This window comes from Pseudomonas sp. JQ36 (assembly GCF_053851495.1).
In genome coordinates, this window is sequence record NZ_CM132642.1 from 2,429,761 (window position 1) to 2,448,111 (window position 18,351).

An 18,351-nucleotide genomic window follows, 5' to 3' on the forward strand; every position below is an offset into this window, starting at 1 on the left:
GCTTGAGTGCGCAGCGCTCACAAGATTTTTGGGGCTGCTTCGCAGCCCAGCGGGAGCAAGCTCCCTCGCCACAGGTTTTACGTACACCCGGGTTGTGTTTTTGAATAAAAAAAATGGAGTTTCACCGATGAAAATGTTTGGCAGGACTCTGCTGACACTGTCCTTAATGGGCGCAATCGCCACGGGCGTCCAGGCCAACGACAAGGTGCTGCGTGTTTACAACTGGTCCGATTACATCGCGCCGGACACCGTCAAGAAGTTCGAAGACGAGACCGGCATCCAGGTAACCTACGACGTGTTCGACAGCAACGAGACCCTCGAGGCGCGTTTGCTGGCGGGCAAATCCGGTTACGACATCGTCGTGCCGTCCAACAGTTTCCTGGCCAAGCAGATCAAGGCCGGGGTCTATCAGCCACTCGACAAATCGAAACTGTCGAACTGGAAGAATCTCAACCCGGTGCTGCTGAAAAACGCCTCCGCCAGTGATCCGGACAACGCCCACGCGTTCCCGTACATGTGGGGCTCGATCGGCATCGGCTACAACCCGGACAAGGTCAAGGAAGTGCTCGGTGCCAAGGCCCCGACCAACTCCTGGGACTTGCTGTTCAAGCCGGAAAACGCTGAAAAGCTGAAAGCCTGCGGCATCAGCTTCCTCGACTCGCCGACCGAAATGATCCCGGCCGCCCTGCACTACCTGGGCTACCCGGTGAACGACAAGGACAAGGCGCACATCCTCGAAGCCGAAGCGCTGTTCATGAAGATCCGCCCGTACGTGGCGTACTTCCATTCCTCGAAGTACATCTCCGACCTGGCCAACGGCAACATCTGCGTGGCGGTCGGTTACTCCGGTGATGTGCTGCAGGCCAAGGCCCGTGCGGTGGAAGCCGGCAACAAGGTGCAGATCGACTACAGCATTCCGAAGGAAGGCGCCGGCAGTTTCTACGACATGGTCGCCATCCCGCGCGATGCGGCGAACGTAGAGAACGCCTACCTGTTCATGAACTTCCTGATGCGCCCGGACATCATCGCCGAGATCACCAACAGCAACGGCTACAGCAACGCCAACTCGGCGGCGACGCCACTGGTGGACGAAGCGATCCGCAACGACCCGGGTTCGTATCCGTCGCAGGCAGTGATGGCGACGTTGTATGCGGTGCCGGATCAGCCGATTGCCACGCAGCGGATCATGACCCGCGGCTGGACCCGGGTGAAACTCGGTAAATAACCAAATACTCCTGTGGGAGCGGGCTTGCTCGCGAAAGCGTAGTGTCAGGCACAGATGAATTGACTGACCTGACGCCTTCGTGAGCAAGCCCACTCCCACAGGAGATAGGTGTCAGCTTGAAAGTTTATGGTTTCCCGTTCACGCAGCGCCTTACCACCGCTGCACCCTGCAATGAACGGCCTCACCTGGCTCCCTCGGCTCAGGTGAATTTCAGGCGCCCTCGGGCGCCTTTTTTTCTGCGCTCAATTCAGTGGCCAATCCTGCAGGATTCGATAGCGGCCCTTGTGCGATTCGAACAAGGCAAAGCGCTCGGCGCTCAGGAAGAATTCCGGCGGCGTGGTGGATTCCGGCTCTTCTGCCCGATATTCCCGAGCCAGGGTCAGGTGCGGGCGAAACTCGCGTGGCGATTCTTCGAAGCCGAACGGCAGCATCGCCTGTTCCAGCGCATACACCAGACGCAACAGGGCCGGCGGCGCCTGCTCCGGCGCCAGAGACAGAATCCCCGCCCGATGCCAGACCTGCAGACGATCCAGCACGATCTTCAATGGTTCACCCGGCGTGCGCACCTTGCCGGCGGCCTCGCAGACTTCATGGATCTGCGCCAGCGGCACGGCACCGAGGAACAGCAGCGTCAGGTGAAAGTTATCCGTCGGCACCGGTTTGCCGGTGCGCAGCCCCAGCTCGGCGCGCCACTGAGCGATGGCCTTGCGCTGCGCTGGTGGGCAGTCGAGGGCGAAAAACAGTCGCTTGAACGGTTCATCCCTGCGCGCATCATCGGTCATGGCCCTGCTCCTTCACTCGTCGAACGGCCGATTCTACACAGCCTTCCCTGACGACTGGCGACACCCGGCTATAGTTCAAGGATTGCCATCGAACCGGAGGCCGCCATGCGCGAGATCCTCAGCAAAGAACCGTGGTGGGCCCGACCACCCAGCCCCGGGCAGGATGAAAGCGAGCTGGAATGGGGCTGGCTGGTGCATTACAGCGAAGGTGAACCGCGTTTTGAATTCGTTCGCGAGCGACCCACGGAAGAAGAAATCCGCCACCGCAAAAGCTGTCGGATCACCCCCTCTGCAGAGTGACCACCACCCCATGTGGGAGCGGGCTTGAACTGGCCTAATGATTTTGGACACCTCAATCGGGCGCTATGATGGCGCCCAAATCTGAGGTGTTTGGATATGCGTAAATCTTATTCAAGTGAGTTCAAACTCAAGGCTGCCAGCATGGTGCTGGACGAGGGGCAGTCGGTTCCCGAGGTCTGTGCCAGTTTGGATATTGGCCCTACGGCCTTACGCCGCTGGGTCGATCAGGTTCGCAAGGAACGCTTGGGCTCGACTCCGGTGGGAGCCAAGGCGATCACCGCGGATCAGCGAGAGATTCAGGAACTTAAAGCCTTGCTCAGGCAAAAAGATCGGGATATCGAAATCCTAAAAAAGGCCAGTGCTCTCCTGCTTTTGGACGCCAAAGATCACTCTCGTTGATCTGTGAGCTGGGCGAGCAGTACGGCGTTAACGATTGCTGTCGTGTGTTCGGAATAAACCGCAGTAGCTTTTACGCATGGCGTCAGCGCCAAGGCAAAGTGAGCCCTAAGCGAGAGCAGCTCAAGGCCATGCTGGTCAAGCACCACAAGGCGTCGAGAGAGTCTGCGGGCGCTCGTACCTTGGCTAAACAGCTGCAAGCCGGCGGGCATGATGTCGGGCGGTTCATGGCTCGCAGCTTGATGCGAGAAGCAGGCATTGTCAGCCGTCAACGCCGGCGCCATAAGTACAAGTCACCCGGCGTGGAAGCGTTGGTGGCACCGCATGTGCTCAAACGCAAGTTTGATGTTACGGCGGTCAATCAGGTGTGGTGTGGGGACGTGACGTACATCAAAGTCGGCAAGCGCTGGCTGTATTTCGCGGCGGTTCTGGACTTGTTCGCTCGCCGGATCGTGGGCTGGTCGTTTTCGATGATCTCCGATGCCACGCTGACCTGCGAAGCCCTGCGGATGGCGATTGAACTACGCGGTCGCCCAAAAGACGTACTGTTTCACTCCGACCAAGGTTGCCAGTACACCAGCCATAAATTCAGAAATGAACTGCTGGAACATGGACTCCGGCAGAGCATGAGCCGTAAAGGCGAATGCTGGGACAACGCTGCGATGGAGCGTTTCTTTGGAAGTTTGAAATCAGAGTGGGTGCCAGAAGCAGGCTACGTATCGGAACACGAGGCCCGAGCGGATGTGCAGCGCTATGTATCGCGCTACAACATCACCAGGCCACATAGCTACAACGACTATCGGTCACCAGTCGCCAAGGAGAAGTTGGCGGCGTGAAACCTTAATCAGTGTCCAAGATTACTTGACCAGTTCAGCTTGCTCGCGAAAGCGGTGGGTCAGCCATGAAGATATTGGCTGTGCCGGCCTCTTCGCGAGCAAGCCCGCTCCCACAGGGTTTCGCAGGATGACGACAATCGCGGGCACGCCACAACTCCAGGGTTGGAGCGGGCTTGCTCGCGAAAGCGGTGGGTCAGCCATGAAAATATTGGCTGTGCCGGCCTCTTCGCGGGCAAGCCCGCTCCCACAATGGATTTGCGCTGGTCTTCAGGATTCAAGAATGTTTTTGAAGCCACCAAAGATCATGCGCTGTCCATCAAATCCCATCGGGTTGACGTCCGGTTGCATGCGCGGGTCTTCCATCATCTTTGCCATGCCGGCATCGCGGGTGGCTTTGTCGGGCCAGATCAGCCAGCCGGACGACACCGTTTCGCCGTCCTTGAGTTTTACCGCCATCGGAAATGACGTGACTTTGCCGTCCGGCACGTCATCGCCCCAGCACTGAACCACCTCCTTCGCTCCGTATTCCTTGAACAGTTTCGCGGCGATCTCACAGTGTTTTTTATACTGTTCGCGATTGGCATTCGGCACGGGTGCTACAAAAATATCGATGTAAGCCATGATCACTCTCCTCGCACGTTGGGTTCGATCTGTCGGGTAGTCGATTGTGGCGGCTGCCACTCGACACGATTCACACCCAGCCCGACCGACGGTTGCTGGCCCCCACCAAGGCTGCCTTCGACCTGTCCGGCGATATGCAGTGTTCCGGCCATGACCCCGGTGGTCGGGTTCTGCAGCAATTTCGCCCAAGCCTTGTCGAAGGTGCTGCCCAGGCTGCTGCGAATCAGCGCTTCGCTGTCCGGCCGGTCGTTGGCCTGGATAATGGCGCGGATGCCCATCACCCCCACGGAAATCATCGCCCCGGCCAATTTGCCCGCCGCAGCGGCCACTGCACTGGCGGCACCGCGCGGGGCCATTTCCGCCTCTAATCGTTGGCTCGCGCGTTTGGCCACGGGCGCCATGCCGGCGTCGGTCGAGCCGATGCCTTTCGCCCCACCGTCGGTGTGAATCCTGTCGATCAACGCGGCGTAGGCCGGCAATGTGTTCAGCGGCTCGGTGCTGATGACCTTGTACAGCGAGGCATCCCGCGCCGGCGGCGGGCCTAGGGCAATCGCCGGGACTTTCTGCAGACGCCCGTTGAGCTGCGCCACCGGCACGCCATAACGCTGGGCGATGAGCGGCATCTGCTGGGCCATCAGTTGCGCGTAGAACGCCGTGGCCTGACCGAGGATCGCATCCGGATCGATCTCCACCGCGACCGGCGCCAGCACCCTTTCCTGATATTGCTCAAGCAGATAGCGCGCCAGCCGCTTGGCCGAAGCGTCCTGCTCGCCGCCGGCACTGATCGTGTACCAACTGACCTTCATCGACAGCCATTCCTGGGTCCAGTAGCTGCTGAACCACGGAATGAAATTTTCTTCAGTTTGCTGATAGACGCGAGTGCGCCAATGTTCCATCGAGCCACGGGCAAATACTTTGACTTGCTCGGTCGATTGCTGCGAGGCACTGACGATGTCGCGGTCGATCTGCTGCCAGGTCGCCGGCGATACCACCACAGCCGGCGGCGCCACCGGGGCACGGGCCGAGGTGGCGCAGCCAGCCAGCAGACACAGTGCGGCGAGGCTCAGCGCACGCAGGTTCACGGTGGCGGAGTCCTTGAATGGAGGGAGACAGATTTGAGTATAGGTGCGGGGCTCAGGCCGTTTGTCGGTTGTGGCCGGACGGGCGCTCCCACTTTGAAATGCATTCAACCTGTGGGAGCGGGCTTGCTCGCGAAAGCGCTGTGTCAGGCAGCAACGAAGTCGACTGAAACGACGCATTCGCGAGCAAGCCCGCTCCCACAGGGGGAGGCATCAACCATCAACGCCGTCGATATTCACCATCGCCACGATTGCCTTCCGCCCGCCGCCCGGCGAAGGCACGATTCACCCATCCGAGACGCAACGAGGAGTACCCATCATGATTCGCACCATCACCCTCTCCGTGAGTTTCCCGGTGTTTGGCAACAACTACTACGAGCAGCAGGTTGTCTCGCGCAAGACGCAAGCGCTGCTGTTCAACGACGATTTCGACGATGTGCTGATGCCCGCCGCGAGCAATCATTTCAGCAATGAAGTGGTCGGCATCAACGATCAGTTCCGCTTTCTGAGCGACATACTCGCCACCCATTTGCTGGATCTCGAGGCCACCGCGCCTGCGCATTCCAGCGTCCGGGCGAGCGCTCATTTTTAATCGCCGAGGGCGTTCCCGTTGCGGGAACGCCCTCTTGGTATTCACTCAGTCATCATCACGATCACGGTAGTAACGGCGTCCGTCGCGGCGCCCGTCATCACGGTCATCCCAACGCCGGTCATGGTCGTAATAACGCCCGTGATCGCGGTCGTAATGCCGCCCGTGGCGGTGGTCATCATCAAAGTCCGCCACACAGCCTGCCAGCAATACGGCGGCGGTCACGGTCAGCAGCATCGTTGTAGCGCGCTTCATTCAACACTTCCCTAAAACCAAGGTCTTGACGACGGAACGGCTGTCGCTGCCCGCGCCTTCAGGACGCAGTGCGCGCAGCCGCTGATACGACCGGTCAAAAGGACTTTGATTCACTGCCCGGGCACGACCGTTGATCGGCCCGCCGCCTGCATCCGGGCAGCGGCGAAATGCCACCTATACTGCTGCTTACCGACTCCCACGCAATGGATCTGCGCCTCGATAACAACAAGCAGAGGTGGATCATGGTCTGGCAGCAAATTTACGACCCGTTCGGCAACACGCTGATCTCCACGCTCATGGCCGCGGTGCCGGTGGTGGTGATGCTCGCGGCGCTGGCGTTCTTTCACGTCAAGGCGCATCTGGCCGCACTGTTGGCGTTGGCTTCGGCCCTGCTCATCTCGATCTTCGCCTTCGGCATGCCGGCGAGCATGGCCGGTTCAGCGGCGTTGTTCGGTGCGGCCAATGGTTTGCTGCCGATCGGCTGGATCGTGCTCAACATCATCTTTCTGCATCGCCTGACCACCGAGAACGGCTCGTTCAAAGTGCTGCAGGATTCCCTGGCGCGAATCACCGATGACCGGCGTTTGCAGTTGCTGCTGATCGCCTTCTGCTTCGGCGCGTTTTTCGAAGGCGCGGCCGGATTCGGTACGCCGGTGGCGGTGACCGGGGCGATACTGATCGGCCTCGGTTTTTCACCCTTGGCCGCCTCGGGGCTGGCGCTGATTGCCAACACCGCACCGGTGGCGTTCGGCGCACTCGGCACGCCGATCATCACCCTGGCCAAGGTCACCGGACTGGACGAAATGGAGCTGTCGATGATGGTCGGTCGGCAACTGCCGTTTTTCTCGGTGCTGGTGCCGTTCTGGCTGATCTGGGCGTTTGCCGGGTGGCGCAAGATGCTGGAGATCTGGCCGGCGATTCTGGTGGCCGGGGTCAGCTTCGCGGTGCCGCAATTCCTCGTGTCGAACTACCACGGGCCGATGCTGGTGGACGTGATCGCCGCGCTGATTTCCATGGCGTGCCTGACGTTGTTCCTGAAAGTCTGGAAACCGGCGACCGTTCACACCTCGGCAGCGCTGTCCGGGCGGGTCGACAACTCGAAAGTCGAGGAAGAGAAAGTCACCGCCAGCGCAGCCTTCAGCGATCAGGCGCGCCCGGCGGTGATGCGTGCGTGGATGCCGTGGATCATCCTCACGGTGTTCGTGTTTGCCTGGGGCACTCAGGGCTTTAAAAACATGTTCGACACCCGTCCGGCGATTGATCCGGTCACGCAATCGGCCAGGCTCGATCCACAGGGCAAACCGCTGCGCGAGGCCAACCCGATTTTCGCTCCGGCCGTGACCTTCACCAATCTGCACCTGCAAATCGAAAAAGTCCCGCCGGTGGTCGCGGCGCCAAAAGCTGAAGAAGCGGTCTACAAGTTCACCTGGCTCACCTCCACCGGTAGCGGCATCCTGCTGGCGGCGATTGTCGGTGGTTTGCTGATGGGCTATTCGATCCCGCAACTGATCAAGCAATACCTGCGCACGTTGTGGGTGGTGCGCTTTTCGCTGATCACCATCGCCGCGATGCTGGCGCTAGGGTTTCTCACGCGTTATTCCGGACTGGACGCCACCATGGGCCTGGCGTTCGCCGCGACCGGGGTGTTTTACCCGATGTTCGGCACCCTGCTCGGCTGGCTCGGCGTTGCGTTGACTGGCTCAGACACGGCCTCGAACGTGCTGTTCGGCGGACTGCAACGGGTGACCTCGGAACAACTGGGCATCAGCCCGGTGCTGATGGCCGCAGCCAACAGCTCCGGCGGGGTGATGGGCAAGATGGTCGATGCGCAATCGATCGTGGTCGCCTCCACCGCGACCCGCTGGTATGGGCATGAGGGCGAGATTCTGCGCTACGTGTTCTTCCACTCGATCGTGCTGGCCATCCTGGTGGGCGGACTGGTGACGCTGCAGGCGTATGTGGCGCCGTTCACGTATATGGTGGTTGGCGGGCACTGATGTCGTTTGGGAGGGCCTCTTCGCGAGCAAGCCCGCTCCCACATTGAAATGCACTTCTGTGGGAATAAACCCTTTCCACATTTGGAATGCATTCCCCGTGGGACAAACCCATTCCCACATTTGGAATGCATTCCACTGTGGGAGCGGGCTTGCTCGCGAAAGCGGAGTGTCATTCAACCCATAGGCGAACTGTTCCGACGCCTTCGGGAGCAAGCCCCTTCCCACATTGATATGCATGCCCCCCAAATTTGGCTATGTGTCGATCAGATGATTGATGAGCCATGCGCATAACTCTATAGCGCAAATCCGCAAAAACCTTTTCCCCTCCGCGCAGGTCATTCCAAGAACGAGACCGGCAAACATGCTGGCGCGCCCGATTGGGCCCTTCAATCCCTGCCGTCCTGATAAGCCAGAGAGGAATCCAAGCATGACGATTTCCCGACGAAGATTCCTGATCCTCGGCGCGGTGACCGCCACCGAGTTTGCAATGCCCCCCTTCATTAGCCTCAAGGCCTACGCGGCCAGTCTGGAGCAACCCGCTATGGCCAAACTGACCATCAACGTCAACGGTAAAACCCAAGCCCTTGAGGTCGACAACCGCACCACCCTGCTCGACGCCCTGCGCGAGCACCTGCACCTGACCGGCAGCAAAAAAGGCTGCGACCACGGCCAGTGCGGTGCCTGCACCGTCATCGCCGACGGCCGCCGAATCAATGCCTGCCTGACGCTTGCGGTGATGCACGAAGGCAGCGAGATCACCACCATCGAAGGCCTCGGCATGCCCGACAATTTGCACCCGATGCAGGCCGCGTTCATCAAGCACGACGGCTACCAGTGCGGCTATTGCACGCCGGGGCAGATCTGCTCGGCGGTGGCGGTGCTCAAGGAAATCCGCGAGGGCATTCCCAGCCACGTCAGCCCCAGCCTGACCGAAGCCCCGCAACTGATTGCCAGCGAATTCCAGGAACGCATGAGCGGCAACATCTGCCGCTGCGGCGCCTACTCGAACATCATCGAAGCCATCACTGAAGTCGCGCAGGTGCCAGCATGAGAGCGTTCAATTACAGCCGCGCCGATTCCCCTGCCGCAGCCGCAGCGCTGGCGGCACAGGTCGAAGGCGCGAAGTTCATCGCCGGTGGTACCAACCTGCTGGACCTGATGAAACTCGACATCGAAACCCCGCTGCACCTGATCGACGTCAACCACTTGGGCCTCGATCAGATCGAAGCCACGCCTGAAGGCGGATTGCGCATCGGCGCGCTGGTGCGCAACACCGACCTGGCCGCTGACAGCCGCGTGCGCAAAGACTACGGACTGCTTTCCCGCGCCCTGCTCGCCGGGGCCTCGGGCCAGTTGCGCAACATGGCGAGCACCGCCGGCAACCTGCTGCAACGCACCCGCTGCCCGTACTTTTATGACGTCAATCAGGCCTGCAACAAACGTCAGCCCGGCAGCGGCTGCGCGGCGATTGGCGGGGTCAGCCGGCAATTGGGGCTGATCGGTGTCAGTGACGCCTGCATCGCCACCCACCCGAGTGACATGGCAATTGCCATGCGCGCCCTCGACGCGCAGGTTGAAACGGTGAAGCCGGACGGCAGCACCCGCAGCATCGCCATCGCCGATTTCCATCAACTGCCGGGCAACACGCCGAACATCGAAACCAGCCTCACAGCAGGCGAGTTCATTACCGCAGTGACCCTGCCGGCGCCGGTCGGCGGCACGCACATTTATCACAAGGTGCGCGATCGTTCGTCGTACGCTTTCGCGCTGGTATCGGTCGGTCTGATCCTGCAAAAGGACGGCAGTGGCCGCGTGGCAGTCGGCGGTATTGCGCCGAAACCGTGGCGGGTCGAAGACGCCGACGCGTTGCTGCCCAAAGGCGCAAAAGCCGTCAGCGAACGCTTGCTCGACGGTGCCACGCCAACCCACGACAACCAATTCAAACTGACCCTGGTCGAGCGCACGCTCGGTTCGGTGTTGGCGCAAGCGAGGGATGAAGCATGAAGTTCGACACGCCCGCCACCACCAATCCGATCGACCAGCTCAAGGTCGTCGGCAAACCCACCGACCGCATTGAAGGCCCGCTGAAAACCAGCGGACAGGCGCCATATGCCTACGAGCAGCACGAGGCCGTGGCGAATCAGGCCTACGGCTTCATGGTCGGCTCGGCCATCGCCAAGGGCCGCATCAGCCACATCGATCTCGACGCTGCGCAAGCGGCGCCCGGCGTGCTGGCCATCGTCACCGCCGCCAATGCCGGCAAACTCGGCAAGGGCCAATACAACGCGGCGCCGCTGCTGGCCGGGCCCGAGGTGCAGCACTATCATCAGGCCGTGGCGCTGGTGGTCGCCGAGACCTTCGAACAGGCCCGCGCCGCAGCGCAACTGGTCAAGGTCGATTACGTCGCGGCCAAAGGCGAGTTCGAACTGGCCAACGTGCGCGACCAGGGTGTCGAAGACGACGAATTGCCCGACGTCACCCACGGCGATTTCGACAAGGCCTTCGCCGCTGCACCGGTGCAGTTCGACCAGACCTACACCACTCCCGATCAGTCCCACGCGATGATGGAACCGCACGCGACCCTGGCCGCCTGGAAAGGTGATCATCTGACTTTGTGGACCTCCAATCAGATGATCGCCTGGAGCGTCGGCGATGTCGCCACCACCCTTGGCCTGCCCAAGGAGAACGTGCGCCTGATCTCGCCATACATTGGCGGCGGCTTCGGCGGCAAACTGTTCATCCGCGCCGACGCGATCCTCGCCGCCCTCGGTGCGCGCCTGGCCAACCGCCCGGTGAAAGTCGCCCTCGCCCGCCCGCAAATGGCCAACAACACCACCCACCGCCCGGCCACGATCCAGCGCATTCGGATGGGCGCCACGGCGGACGGCAAGCTCAGCGCCATCGCTCACGAAGGCTGGTCGGGTAATCTCAAGGACGGCAAGGTCGAAGTCGCCGCGCAGCCGAGCCAGTTGCTTTATGCCGGGGAACACCGCCGGGTGACCATGCGCCGGGCGCCGCTGGATCTGCCCGAAGGCAATTCCATGCGTGCGCCGGGTGAAGCGCCGGGGCTGATGGCGCTGGAAATCGCCATGGACGAAATGGCCGAGCAGCTCAAGCTCGATCCGGTGCAGTTCCGCATCCTCAACGACACCCAGGTCGATCCGGTGAAAACCGAGCGTCCGTTCTCCCAGCGGCGCCTGATCGAATGCTTGCAGACCGGTGCCGAGAAATTCGGCTGGAACCAGCGCAATGCTATTCCCGGTAGTCGTCGCGAAGGCCGCTGGCTGATCGGCATGGGCGTCGCCGCCGCGTTTCGCAACAACCTGCTGCTGAAGTCCGGCGCCCGAGTGCGGCTGGAGCGCGACGGCAAGGTCACGGTGGAAACCGACATGACCGACATCGGCACCGGCAGCTACACGATCATCGCCCAGACCGCGGCCGAGATGATGGGCGTGGGGCTGGCGGATGTCAGCGTACATCTGGGGGATTCGACCTTCCCGGTGTCGTCCGGCTCCGGTGGCCAGTTCGGCGGCAATTGCTCGACCGCCGGGGTGTATGCCGCGTGCATGAAACTGCGTGAAGCGGTGGCCGGCAAACTGGGCCTGAGCGGCAGCGACGTCGAGTTCGCCGACGGTCAGGTGCGCGCCGGCGGCAAGACCCTGTCGCTGCGTGATGCGGCAAAAGATGGCGTGGTCGAGGCCGAGGACAGCATCGAATTCGGCGACCTCGCCAAGCAGTATCAGCAGTCGACTTTCGGCGCGCATTTCGTGGAGGTTGCGGTAGATGCAGCGACCGGCGAAGTCCGCGTGCGGCGCATGCTCGCGGTGTGCGCGGCGGGACGAATCCTCAACCCGAAAGCCGCGCGCAGCCAGGTGATCGGCGCGATGACCATGGGCGTCGGCGCGGCGTTGATGGAAGAGCTGGCGGTGGACAAGCGGCTGGGCTTTTTCGTCAATCATGACCTCGCCGGATACGAGGTGCCGGTGCATGCCGACATCCCGCATCAGGAGGTGATTTTCCTCGATGAGACCGATCCGATTTCATCGCCGATGAAAGCCAAGGGTGTGGGTGAACTGGGGATTTGCGGCGTGAGTGCGGCGGTGGCGAATGCAATCTACAACGCCACCGGGGCGCGGGTGCGCGAGTATCCGATTACGCTGGACAAGATCCTCGATTCGTTGCCGGAAATGATCTGACTCGTCCACCCCCTGTAGGAGCTGCCGCAGGCTGCGATCTTTTGCTTGAGAAGCTAAAGTCAAAAGATCGCAGCCTTCGGCAGCTCCTACAGAAATCAGTGTGGATACTGCTCAGCACTCACCTGCTCCATCCACTCCACCACTTCACCCTCCAGCACCTCGGCAATCGCAATGTGCGTCATCGCCGTGGTCGGCGCGGCGCCATGCCAGTGCTTCACCTGCGGCGCAATCCACACCGTATCGCCAGGGCGGATATGCCGAACCGGCTGACCCCACTCCTGCACAAAACCTGAACCAGCGGTGACGATCAGCGTCTGACCCAACGGATGGCTGTGCCACGCCGTCCGTGCGCCGGGCTCGAAGGTCACCGTTGCGCCGCTGACGCGCGCGGCGTCGCTGCCTTTGAACGGCGCGTCAACACGCACAGTGCCAGTGAACCAGTCTGCCGGGCCTTTGGCTGAGGGTTGTGAACCGTTGGGGGTAACGGTGACGCCTGAGATATGTGCATTCATCACAAGACTCCAAATCTGCAAGAAACCTCCCTGTAGGAGCTGCCGCAGGCTGCGATCTTTTGATCTTGATCCTAAAAAACAAATCAATAGATCGCAGCCTGCGACAGCTCCTACAGGGAACTTGCGGCACTTTACCGAGCCGTACTCTTCAGATAATCGACTAGAATTCGAAAAAACTTATGCAGGACACTCATCAATGCTTCGAGAAAACGCCAGTGACCTGCTCGCCTTCCTCGCCGTGGCCCGCGAGCGCAGTTTCACCAAAGCGGCAGCCAGACTCGGCGTCTCGCAATCGGCGCTCAGCCATACCATTCGCGCCCTTGAAGCGCGTCTGGGCCTGCGCCTGCTGACCCGCACCACCCGCAGCGTCTCCCCTACCGAGGCCGGCGAACATTTACTGCAAACCATCGGCCCGCGCTTCGAAGAGATCGAACAGGAACTGGCGGCCCTGAGCAACCTGCGCGAAACCCCGGCCGGCCGGATCCGCATCAGCGCCACCGACCATTCGCTGAACTGGCTGTTGCGCCCGGTGCTCAAGGAATTCCTGCCGCAGTACCCGGACATCGCGGTCGAGGTGATTTGCGATTACGGTTTCGTCGACATCGCCGGGCAAGGCTTCGACGCCGGCATACGCCTGGGCGAAGACGTGGCCCAAGGCATGATCGCCACGCGCATCGGCCCGGACATGCGCATGGCGGTGGTCGGCTCCCCGGCCTACTTCGCCAACCGCACTCGACCGGAAACACCAAGAGATTTGACTGACCATGCCTGCAACAACCTGCGCCTGCCCACCAACGGCGGGCTGTACACCTGGGAATTCGAGAAGGGTGACGAAAGCCTCAAGGTGCGGGTGGCCGGGCAAGTCACGCTGAATGGCGTCTACCCGCTGCTCGACGCCGCACTGGATGGTTTCGGCCTCAGCTACATTCCGGAAAACATCGTCGCGCCGCATCTGGCCGACGGGAGCCTGCTGCAAGTGTTGGCAGACTGGTGCCCGACGTTTGCCGGTTACCACCTGTACTACCCGAGCCGACGGCAGGCGGCGCCGGCGTTTGCGCTGTTGGTGGAGGCGCTGCGGTATCGTGGGTGAAAAACCTGCCGGGACCTATCATTTTTTATAGCAACCCGCCGCCCCCCATTGATCTTTCGCTATTTTGATCGCGGCCTTCAGAGAGCTGGCGGTGACAGTAGTAATTTGCCCACGCTGCATTCCAAGACAGATGTATTCGGCACTCGCGGCGTACGCGCCCACTGACATCAACAGAAGGCATACCGCAACGCAACCGACGAGCCTGTTAGCTGAAACGTTCATGATCTGCCTGCTTTATTCAAGCCGGTGAATCTGCATGATCATGTGCTGGGGCCGCTCTTCCAACTGTCAGACCTGACAGTCTTTCAGACGCGTTCGCGATAAAGCTGCGCGTTAAAGCGTTCATCTGTCACAGACGGATCAGCCCAATAGCGCAATCAACTGGTGGCGCTGCGCATCGGTGAGCATCGGCCCGAACCCGGCGCCGGCGTTGTCAGCCATATAGCGTGGGTTGCCGGTACCGGGAATCACGCAGGTCACCGCCGGGTGCGACAGCAGGAACTTCAGCGCCAGTTGCGGCCAGCTGTTGACCTGCACGTCCGAGACCCAGGACGGCAACGGCTTGCCCTTGAGTCGGGCGAGCAACTCGCCACCGCCAAAAGGCCGATTGCAGATCACCGCCACCCCGCGTTCACGGCACAGCGGCAGAATGCGTTTCTCCACACCGCGATCATCGAGGGCGTAGTTGATTTGCAGGAAGTCGAGTTGTTCGGCCTTGAGCAACGCTTCGACTTCATCGTAGGCCGACGGCGTGTAATGGGTGATGCCGATATAGCGAATGCGCCCCTGTTCTTTCCATTCGCGCAAGGTTGGCAGATGGCTCTGCCAGTCCAGCAGGTTGTGGATCTGCATCAGGTCGATGCGCTCGGTGCGCAGCAGACGGAAGGACTGCTCCATCTGCGCGATGCCCTCCTCGCGCCCGCGTGTCCAGACCTTGGTCGCCAGAAACGCGGGTGAACGCGGTTCGTGGATCGCCAGCAGCTCGCCAGTGACTTGCTCGGCGCGGCCGTACATCGGCGAGCTGTCGATCAGCGTGCCGCCCTTTTTGAACAGCTCGTCGAGCACTGCTGGCAATGATTTGTAAGGCGGATCGCCGGGGGCAACGTCGAAGCTGCGATAAGTGCCCAGGCCCACCACGGGCAACAGCTCGGAGCTGGAAGGGATGGCGCGGGTCTGCATGGTCTGGTCTCCTGCCTGGCTCGGCGAAATGGCAGTCGGCGTGATGGCGGTGGCCAACGCCCGGTCAAAGGTCAGGACCGCCGAAACCCCGGCAGCCAGCATGAGCAAGCGGCGACGGGAGCAACCCTCAGTGTGGCTCATGCTGGTTCCCCTGCTGCGTGAATCTGTTGCACGTTGTGTGCGACGGCGCCCCGCCCAGTCCGCTGGACTACACTGCGACAGCGAACACCCGCGCCCCGTTAAAGTTAGTCGAATGTCCAGAAAGCTGATGTCACTCGTCGCCTTGCTCATCGCCCTCTACCTGTTGCTGTGCGGGGCGCTGTTCATTTTTCAGCGTTCGCTGATCTATTTCCCCCAGCCTGACAACGCCGTGACTACGGCAGATTCGCGGCTGAAACTGGCGATGCCGGAGGCCGATGTGTGGGTGACCGTCCGCGAACACGCCGGGCCGAAAGCGCTGATCTACTTTGGCGGCAATGCCGAAGATGTGTCGCGCAACCTGCCTTCATTCAGCGCAGCCTTTCCCGAGTACGCGGTGTACCTGCTGAACTATCGGGGTTTCGGTGGCAGCGGCGGCTCGCCTTCGGAAGAAGCGCTTGCCGAAGATGCGTTGGCGCTGTTCGATCAGGTGTACGCCAGCCATCCGCAGATTGCCGTGATCGGGCGCAGCCTGGGTTCCGGGGTGGCGGTGCGGCTGGCGAGTCAGCGCCCGGCGAACCAGCTAATACTGGTGACACCGTACAACAGCCTCGAAGAACTCGCCGTCCGCCAATACCCGTGGTTTCCGGTCAGATGGTTGCTGAAGGATCGCTACGAGTCAGGCCGCTATGCCGCGCACATTCAAGTGCCGACTCTGCTGCTTGCTGCCAGCGATGACGAGGTGATTCCACGGGACAGTACGCAGCGGCTGCTGACGCATTTCCCCAAAGGCGTGGCGACGCTGCGGGTGGTGCCGGATTCGGGGCACAACTCGATTTCCGAGCGGGTGCAGTATCTGCAGTGGATGGGAGATGTGCTCAATCGCTGATGGCTGTTTATTGCATTGTCTGGACTGGCCCCTTCGCGAGCAGGCTCGCTCCTACAGGTTTCGGGTGCGCTCACAGGTCTTGTATACGCCACGGACACTGTAGGAGTGAGCCTGCTCGCGATGAGGCCAGTCCTTACCATACAAAACCAGAGTGGCCCTGCCCTTCTTCGTCCCACCAAAAAAGCCAGGTAGCCAGCATGAACCAAGTGCAAAAAGCCCAGTCCTAGTGGCGCCGTATTCAGCGGCTACCCACTTCAGCACTGTCTTTTTCCCTGAGTCTGCCGTCCCATGCGCCATGTCGTTCGCTCATCACGCTTCGTTTCGCTGTGCCTGCTGATCCTTGCCCCACTATTCACCGAGACCTCCCACGCCAGCGAAGAGCGGCAACTGGCCGCCGCGATCAACGACTATCGCGCCCATCCGCAACGTTGCGACCGCCGCCCTGCCCAGCGCCTGGCGCCACTGTCGCTGAAATCGAATCTGGCGTTGCCGATCGGCTATGGCTACGGCGGTGGCTTGCGCGAGAGGTTGAAATCTTCGGGTTATTCGGCGGTAGCGGTGCGCAGTATCCGCATTGTCGGTGCCGAGGATGCTGAGGAAGCCTTCGAACAGCTGCAAGACAGCCACTGCTCCGCCCTGCTTGACGCGCAGTACGCCGACATCGGCGTCAGCCGCTCCCGCGGTGAATGGCAAGTGGTACTGGCGCGACCGGTGCTCGACAGTCGTGTCGGCGACAACCGCAGCGTCGGCAAGGCATTGCTTGCGCAGGTCAACGCCGCACGGGCACGCCCACGGATGTGCGGGCGCCAACGCTTCGCCGCCGCCCGCCCCCTGAGCTGGAACGCCGCGCTGGGAGCCGCCGCACAAGGCCACAGCAAAGCCATGGCCTACGGCAACTATTTCGCCCATCGCGACCCGGACGGCGATATGCCGGCAGATCGCGCCCGGGCGGCGGGTTATCGAGGTCGGCAGATCGGCGAAAATATCGCCGCCGGCCAGAGTTCACCAGGCAAGGCGATGGCCGGATGGCTGGCCAGCCCCGGGCACTGCGCCAACCTGATGAATCCGATGTTCACCCAGGTCGGCGCCGGGTTCGCCAGTGAGGCGCGCAGTGATGAGGGGGTTTATTGGACGATGGTGTTTGGTGCGCCTTGATTCGCTTGAGAGATTTTCAGTGACGCTACTGGCCCCTTCGCGAGCAAGCCCGCTCCCACACTGGATCTGTGTTGTTCACAAATCCATGTGGGAGCGGGCTTGCTCGCGAAGAGGCCGGTACATACACCCTCAATCGCTTGCGCCGCCTCCCGGTTCAGTCCAGTTCGGTTTGATGCGAGAAATTACAGCGCAGTAGAAACAATCGCGCCCTTCGACAAAAAAGGGCGCTGGAGTCTGGTGTAAAACGGCCGGGGTTCAGACCGGAGATATCGTCGCGAGCATTCCGATCAGAATGGTCAACGTCAGAAACCCACCGAGGAAAATCGCCATCTTGTTCATGCTGCTCTCCTTAATGTTGAGCTTGCGGTGCACCGGGCGCTTCGGGATGAAGGGCTGCCGCGTGTGACCGAACTGCCGGGCTATTCTGAGCGCCTGACTGAACCGGTTACAGAGGCAGATCCAGCAGAAAAATACGGATCAGATGCCAATCTGATCCGCTCCGCCCATGCTCTGGTATTCAGATCGGCACACAACAGTTCGTGATCCTCCGCTTTGAACTAGAGTGATTGCCGTCGCGCGAAGAACAACAACAATTCCAGGAGTGGTCAATGTCCGAACTGAACCTGCACGCCAACGCTGCCGAATCCCTGAAACGCTGGCACGAGATGATCCGCACCGGCAACCTCAAGGCCTTGCCCGAACTGCTCGACCCGAACGCGGTATTCCGCTCGCCCATGGCCCACTCGCCTTACCCCGGCGCGCAAGTGGTGACGATGATCCTCAGCACCGTATGCAACGTATTTGAAGACTTCAAATACCACCGCGAACTGGCGACTGCCGATGGTTTGAATGTGGTGCTGGAGTTCAGTGCCAAGGTGGGGGCAAAAGAGTTGAAGGGGATCGACATGATTCGCTTTGATGAAAGCGGGAAGATTGTCGAGTTCGAGGTGATGGTGCGGCCGTTGAGCGGCTTGCAGGCCCTCGGCGAAGAAATGGGCCGTCGGCTTGGCGCCTATCTGGCAAACGCAAAACAAGTGTAGGAGCTGCCGCAGGCTGCGATCTTTTTGACTTTGATTTTTCAAAAACAAGATCAAAAGATCGTCCGATCGCGG

General features: G+C 61.1%; 19 protein-coding genes. 13 read left to right on the forward strand and 6 right to left on the reverse strand.

Annotation, left to right across the window (positions count from 1 at the left end; all coding sequences use genetic code 11):
• Nucleotides 1–127 precede the first annotated feature (127 nt).
• The gene (locus tag ACS4NR_RS10720; protein ID WP_027611685.1) at nt 128–1,225 is read left to right on the forward strand and encodes a polyamine ABC transporter substrate-binding protein; all 1,098 of its coding nucleotides are present in this window, start codon (nt 128–130) and stop codon (nt 1,223–1,225) included.
• A gap of 242 nt (nt 1,226–1,467) precedes the next feature.
• Here the strand turns inward: ACS4NR_RS10720 and thpR are convergent, their stop codons facing one another.
• Complete coding sequence (gene thpR, locus ACS4NR_RS10725; RefSeq protein WP_456020055.1) at nt 1,468–2,007, reverse strand: RNA 2',3'-cyclic phosphodiesterase; 540 nt, start codon at nt 2,005–2,007, stop codon at nt 1,468–1,470.
• Between the two features lie 105 nt (nt 2,008–2,112).
• On the opposite strand from thpR, the gene ACS4NR_RS10730 reads away from it, so the two are divergent.
• From ACS4NR_RS10730 to ACS4NR_RS10740, 3 genes are all read left to right on the forward strand, one after another.
• A complete protein-coding gene (locus tag ACS4NR_RS10730; protein WP_115985073.1) occupies nt 2,113–2,307 on the forward strand; it encodes a PIN domain-containing protein in 195 nt (64 codons plus the stop codon).
• A gap of 96 nt (nt 2,308–2,403) precedes the next feature.
• Complete coding sequence (locus ACS4NR_RS10735) at nt 2,404–2,706, forward strand: transposase (RefSeq protein ID WP_225595758.1); 303 nt, start codon at nt 2,404–2,406, stop codon at nt 2,704–2,706.
• The gene (locus tag ACS4NR_RS10740) at nt 2,703–3,539 is read left to right on the forward strand and encodes an IS3 family transposase (RefSeq protein ID WP_456018684.1); all 837 of its coding nucleotides are present in this window, start codon (nt 2,703–2,705) and stop codon (nt 3,537–3,539) included. Before ACS4NR_RS10735 ends, ACS4NR_RS10740 begins: the two co-directional genes overlap by 4 nt.
• Nucleotides 3,540–3,806: 267 nt before the next feature.
• Here the strand turns inward: ACS4NR_RS10740 and ACS4NR_RS10745 are convergent, their stop codons facing one another.
• A complete protein-coding gene (locus ACS4NR_RS10745) occupies nt 3,807–4,160 on the reverse strand; it encodes a DUF1428 domain-containing protein (protein WP_456020056.1) in 354 nt (117 codons plus the stop codon).
• A 2-nt stretch (nt 4,161–4,162) separates the two neighbouring features.
• Nucleotides 4,163–5,242: a hypothetical protein gene (locus tag ACS4NR_RS10750; protein WP_456020057.1), complete on the reverse strand. Its 1,080-nt coding sequence runs from the start codon at nt 5,240–5,242 to the stop codon at nt 4,163–4,165.
• Nucleotides 5,243–5,558: 316 nt separating this feature from the next.
• Here ACS4NR_RS10750 and ACS4NR_RS10755 point away from each other — a divergent pair, with 316 nt between their 5' ends.
• Nucleotides 5,559–5,831: a hypothetical protein gene (locus ACS4NR_RS10755; RefSeq protein WP_456020058.1), complete on the forward strand. Its 273-nt coding sequence runs from the start codon at nt 5,559–5,561 to the stop codon at nt 5,829–5,831.
• A gap of 45 nt (nt 5,832–5,876) precedes the next feature.
• On the opposite strand, the gene ACS4NR_RS10760 is transcribed toward ACS4NR_RS10755, so the two are convergent.
• Nucleotides 5,877–6,083 (reverse strand): hypothetical protein, encoded by a 207-nt coding sequence (locus ACS4NR_RS10760; protein ID WP_041073476.1) that lies wholly within the window; start codon nt 6,081–6,083, stop codon nt 5,877–5,879.
• A 242-nt stretch (nt 6,084–6,325) separates the two neighbouring features.
• Here ACS4NR_RS10760 and ACS4NR_RS10765 point away from each other — a divergent pair, with 242 nt between their 5' ends.
• The 4 genes from ACS4NR_RS10765 (at nt 6,326) to paoC (ending at nt 12,276) form a co-directional block, all read left to right on the forward strand.
• Nucleotides 6,326–8,080, forward strand: a complete 1,755-nt coding sequence (locus ACS4NR_RS10765) for an L-lactate permease (protein ID WP_456020386.1) — start codon at nt 6,326–6,328, stop codon at nt 8,078–8,080.
• Between the two features lie 427 nt (nt 8,081–8,507).
• Nucleotides 8,508–9,131: an aldehyde dehydrogenase iron-sulfur subunit PaoA gene (gene paoA, locus ACS4NR_RS10770; protein WP_456020059.1), complete on the forward strand. Its 624-nt coding sequence runs from the start codon at nt 8,508–8,510 to the stop codon at nt 9,129–9,131.
• Complete coding sequence (locus tag ACS4NR_RS10775) at nt 9,128–10,084, forward strand: FAD binding domain-containing protein (RefSeq protein WP_456020060.1); 957 nt, start codon at nt 9,128–9,130, stop codon at nt 10,082–10,084. The genes paoA and ACS4NR_RS10775 overlap by 4 nt, the downstream gene beginning before the upstream one ends.
• Nucleotides 10,081–12,276 (forward strand): aldehyde oxidoreductase molybdenum-binding subunit PaoC, encoded by a 2,196-nt coding sequence (paoC, locus tag ACS4NR_RS10780; protein WP_456020061.1) that lies wholly within the window; start codon nt 10,081–10,083, stop codon nt 12,274–12,276. The genes ACS4NR_RS10775 and paoC overlap by 4 nt, the downstream gene beginning before the upstream one ends.
• 95 nt (nt 12,277–12,371) lie before the next feature.
• Here the strand turns inward: paoC and ACS4NR_RS10785 are convergent, their stop codons facing one another.
• Nucleotides 12,372–12,788 (reverse strand): (R)-mandelonitrile lyase, encoded by a 417-nt coding sequence (locus tag ACS4NR_RS10785; RefSeq protein WP_456020062.1) that lies wholly within the window; start codon nt 12,786–12,788, stop codon nt 12,372–12,374.
• Between the two features lie 196 nt (nt 12,789–12,984).
• Between ACS4NR_RS10785 and ACS4NR_RS10790 the strand changes: the two genes are divergently transcribed.
• On the forward strand, nt 12,985–13,878 hold the full coding sequence (locus ACS4NR_RS10790) for a LysR family transcriptional regulator (RefSeq protein WP_443535912.1): 894 nt from the start codon (nt 12,985–12,987) through the stop codon (nt 13,876–13,878).
• Between the two features lie 360 nt (nt 13,879–14,238).
• Here the strand turns inward: ACS4NR_RS10790 and ACS4NR_RS10795 are convergent, their stop codons facing one another.
• A complete protein-coding gene (locus ACS4NR_RS10795; protein ID WP_456020063.1) occupies nt 14,239–15,198 on the reverse strand; it encodes an aldo/keto reductase in 960 nt (319 codons plus the stop codon).
• Between the two features lie 112 nt (nt 15,199–15,310).
• Here ACS4NR_RS10795 and ACS4NR_RS10800 point away from each other — a divergent pair, with 112 nt between their 5' ends.
• From ACS4NR_RS10800 to ACS4NR_RS10810, 3 genes are all read left to right on the forward strand, one after another.
• Complete coding sequence (locus tag ACS4NR_RS10800; RefSeq protein ID WP_456020064.1) at nt 15,311–16,084, forward strand: alpha/beta hydrolase; 774 nt, start codon at nt 15,311–15,313, stop codon at nt 16,082–16,084.
• A gap of 288 nt (nt 16,085–16,372) precedes the next feature.
• A complete protein-coding gene (locus tag ACS4NR_RS10805; protein ID WP_456020065.1) occupies nt 16,373–17,239 on the forward strand; it encodes a CAP domain-containing protein in 867 nt (288 codons plus the stop codon).
• A gap of 608 nt (nt 17,240–17,847) precedes the next feature.
• Nucleotides 17,848–18,279, forward strand: coding sequence for a nuclear transport factor 2 family protein (locus ACS4NR_RS10810; RefSeq protein ID WP_456020066.1), 432 nt, complete (start codon nt 17,848–17,850; stop codon nt 18,277–18,279).
• The last annotated feature ends 72 nt before the right edge of the window (nt 18,280–18,351 follow it).

What these genes read in the sequence shown, in the direction of transcription:
- ACS4NR_RS10720 (WP_027611685.1), top strand. Translation starts at nt 128, where the DNA reads ATGAAAATGTTTGGCAGGACTCTGCTGACACTGTCCTTAATGGGCGCA.
- thpR (WP_456020055.1), bottom strand. Translation starts at nt 2,007, where the DNA reads ATGACCGATGATGCGCGCAGGGATGAACCGTTCAAGCGACTGTTTTTC.
- ACS4NR_RS10730 (WP_115985073.1), top strand. Translation starts at nt 2,113, where the DNA reads ATGCGCGAGATCCTCAGCAAAGAACCGTGGTGGGCCCGACCACCCAGC.
- ACS4NR_RS10735 (WP_225595758.1), top strand. Translation starts at nt 2,404, where the DNA reads ATGCGTAAATCTTATTCAAGTGAGTTCAAACTCAAGGCTGCCAGCATG.
- ACS4NR_RS10745 (WP_456020056.1), bottom strand. Translation starts at nt 4,160, where the DNA reads ATGGCTTACATCGATATTTTTGTAGCACCCGTGCCGAATGCCAATCGC.
- ACS4NR_RS10755 (WP_456020058.1), top strand. Translation starts at nt 5,559, where the DNA reads ATGATTCGCACCATCACCCTCTCCGTGAGTTTCCCGGTGTTTGGCAAC.
- ACS4NR_RS10760 (WP_041073476.1), bottom strand. Translation starts at nt 6,083, where the DNA reads ATGAAGCGCGCTACAACGATGCTGCTGACCGTGACCGCCGCCGTATTG.
- ACS4NR_RS10765 (WP_456020386.1), top strand. Translation starts at nt 6,326, where the DNA reads ATGGTCTGGCAGCAAATTTACGACCCGTTCGGCAACACGCTGATCTCC.
- paoA (WP_456020059.1), top strand. Translation starts at nt 8,508, where the DNA reads ATGACGATTTCCCGACGAAGATTCCTGATCCTCGGCGCGGTGACCGCC.
- ACS4NR_RS10775 (WP_456020060.1), top strand. Translation starts at nt 9,128, where the DNA reads ATGAGAGCGTTCAATTACAGCCGCGCCGATTCCCCTGCCGCAGCCGCA.
- paoC (WP_456020061.1), top strand. Translation starts at nt 10,081, where the DNA reads ATGAAGTTCGACACGCCCGCCACCACCAATCCGATCGACCAGCTCAAG.
- ACS4NR_RS10785 (WP_456020062.1), bottom strand. Translation starts at nt 12,788, where the DNA reads ATGAATGCACATATCTCAGGCGTCACCGTTACCCCCAACGGTTCACAA.
- ACS4NR_RS10790 (WP_443535912.1), top strand. Translation starts at nt 12,985, where the DNA reads ATGCTTCGAGAAAACGCCAGTGACCTGCTCGCCTTCCTCGCCGTGGCC.
- ACS4NR_RS10795 (WP_456020063.1), bottom strand. Translation starts at nt 15,198, where the DNA reads ATGAGCCACACTGAGGGTTGCTCCCGTCGCCGCTTGCTCATGCTGGCT.
- ACS4NR_RS10800 (WP_456020064.1), top strand. Translation starts at nt 15,311, where the DNA reads ATGTCCAGAAAGCTGATGTCACTCGTCGCCTTGCTCATCGCCCTCTAC.
- ACS4NR_RS10805 (WP_456020065.1), top strand. Translation starts at nt 16,373, where the DNA reads ATGCGCCATGTCGTTCGCTCATCACGCTTCGTTTCGCTGTGCCTGCTG.
- ACS4NR_RS10810 (WP_456020066.1), top strand. Translation starts at nt 17,848, where the DNA reads ATGTCCGAACTGAACCTGCACGCCAACGCTGCCGAATCCCTGAAACGC.